Source organism: Mesorhizobium sp. M0306, assembly GCF_040321655.1.
Classification (GTDB): domain Bacteria; phylum Pseudomonadota; class Alphaproteobacteria; order Rhizobiales; family Rhizobiaceae; genus Mesorhizobium.
The window spans coordinates 1-2,531 of the sequence record NZ_JAMYRY010000087.1; the positions used below are offsets into that span (position 1 = coordinate 1).

At 61.8% G+C, this 2,531-nt stretch carries 1 protein-coding gene and 1 pseudogene; both read right to left on the reverse strand.

Features of this window, described 5'->3' with window-relative positions:
• Positions 1-181: 181 nt before the first annotated feature.
• Entirely contained in the window at positions 182-1,054 is an 873-nt protein-coding gene (gene istB / locus NKI95_RS34135; protein WP_352624661.1) for an IS21-like element helper ATPase IstB, read from the reverse strand.
• Positions 1,051-2,312: pseudogene (gene istA / locus NKI95_RS34140) on the reverse strand (IS21 family transposase). The gene istB and the pseudogene istA overlap by 4 nt, the downstream one beginning before the upstream one ends.
• Positions 2,313-2,531 lie beyond the last annotated feature (219 nt).

The window sequence follows — 2,531 nt, forward strand, 5'->3', positions numbered from 1 at the left end:
GTTGGATGTCGACCAAGCCTAGTAACCCTACCATCGTCAGCGAGTTGCGGTTGCAAAGTTTTGGTGAAGATGATTTGAATTATCTGTTGCAATGCGATTGTGCGGCATCGTCCAATGGGCATCTCAATGCCGCTCGAATTTTCCCCAAAAGTGCCGAAGTAAAATTCCCCAGTTTCGCCGCTCAGGCTGTTGCGGAAGGGTGTCCATTTTTCGGCGGCCGGCCGCGCGGTCGTGATGGTGCGTTGAGCGTCGGCGGCGTGATGGAGGCTTTTGATCGCAGGTGTTCGGGCATGAGCTCGGCGTGTTGTCGGAGCCGATAGCTCGATCCTTCGATCTGGACGACGACCGCATGATGAAGCAGGCGATCGAGAAGTGCGGTTGCGACGACAGGATCGCCGAAGACCTCGCCCCATTCGGCGAAGCCGCGGTTTGAGGTGAGAATCATGGCGCCCTTCTCATAGCGGGCGTTGACGAGCTGGAAGAACAGATTGCCGCCACCGTGGATGACGGGCAGGTAGCCGATCTCGTCGACAACGAGCAGAGCAGGCCGGCAGAAGAAGCGGATGCGTTCCTGCAGGCGGCCTTCGCGTTCGGCCCTTGCCAGTGCGGCGATGAGTTCGGCGAGCGTGCAGAAATAGACGCTCTTTCCAGCCTTCACAGCCTCGACGGCAAGTGCGATGGCCAGATGGCTCTTGCCTGTGCCGGGTGGGCCGAGGAAGTGGACGACCTCGCAGCGGGCGACGAAACCGAGTTGGGCGAGCGTGAAGATTCGATCTCGGTCGAGCGAGGGCTGGAAAGAGAAGTCGAAGCCGGCGAGCGTCTTGATCGTGGCCAGACGCCCCATGCGCAGTGCCGTCTTGATCCGGCTGTTCTCGCGGAGGGTCAACTCTTCCGAAAGGAGGATGTCCATGGCTTCGAGGGCGGCGATCTCGCCTTGCTCGAGCCGGCGCACGATATGATCGAGCGCTTCGAGCGCTCGTGGCATCTTCAGGCCGACGAGATCGTGGCGGATCCGGTCGATTGTGGATGGCGTGGTATCGAGCGCATTCGTCATGGACGCTGCTCCTTCGCCATCACCCGGGCGACGGCATCGTAGAAGGCCAACGGGCGCTGAGCGACCCTGTCGCCTGAGCCATGAAGGATGACCTCGTCGTTCCTCAGTCTTTGTCGGCGCTTGTGGACGTGGATGTTGCGATGCCCGGGCTCGACATGACGCTGGTGCCGACCTTCTAGAATGGGATGGATGGCAATCAGTGCGCCGTCCTCGAAGATGCGTACCTCTTCGGCCAGAGTGTGCACCTCGACGACACGGCGCCTGGTGGCGTCGGGCACGCTATAGAAATTGCCGCCAACGCTAACCATGCCCTCCCGGCTGATGCGTCGCTCGAGCTTCAGGACCGATCGGAACGGAGCCAACGGCAGCGGCCGGAGCGCTGCCCGCTCCTCGGCAAAAGCTTCGTTGACGACACGCCGTGTGGTTGCGTGAACTCTCGGGTTTGCGACCGTGTCCAGCCAGTGACGCAACTGCGCATTCAAGTCTTCGAGGTTGCGAAAGGACCGGGCCAGGAAGAAGTCCTCGCGAATGTAGCGGAACGGTCGCTCGACCTTGCCTTTTGTTTTGGCGCGGTAAGGCCGGCGGCCTTGGGATGGAAACCATAGTGGCGGGCAAGATCGACGAGGGCACGGTTGTAGACGATGCCGCCGGTATCGCCTTCGCCGATCACAGCCGTCTTCATACGGTCGTAAAGCACTTCGCGAGGAGCGCCGCCCAGCGCCTCGAAAGCCCCAGCATGGCAGCGCAAGACAGTCGGCAGATCCTGGTGGACGACGAAGCGTGCCCAGATAAGGCGACTGAAGCCAAGCACCATGGAGAATAGCCAGACGATTCTCGGCGTGGTCGGCTCATCGGCAAAGACGACATTGAACTGGGCGAAGTCGACCTGCGCTTGCTCGCCGGGCGGGGTCTCGAAGCGAACCTCGTATCCACGCTCCGCCGCGGCAGGACGGATGTCGCGCAGGAAGTCGGTAACGGCCGTGTAGCCGCCGCCATAGCCGAGGTCCTTCAGTTCGCGGAAAAGCCGGCTGCCGGTGAGCCCGGGATATGGCGTGACCCGCTCGCGAAGATAGGCTGTGAAGGGATCGATCACCGCCTGACGCGGCTTGCGCGGTCCGTAGGCCGGAGCCTCGAGCCCGCGCGCAATGTATTTGCGCACCGTCTTGCGGTCGATCCCGCTCTCCCTGGCGATCGCCGAGACCGACAGGCCCTGCCGATGCAAATCCAGTATCATCATCATCTCCCCGATCTTGATCACCGAAATCCCTCTCCCGACCATCAGGAGAAGCATCAACGATTACGCGCCGCCGGTCTCCCGGAGCGCGCTCCGGAAGACCGGCGGCAGCGCTATACTGGGGAAGATTCAAACGGCACTTCTGGGGAGTATTGAGCCGGCATCGACAGGGCAAACAGCGCCGGGTCGCGGCGTGTAACCTCGCTCAGCCAGTGTGCTGCCCGTCATCGATGTCGTTTCAGG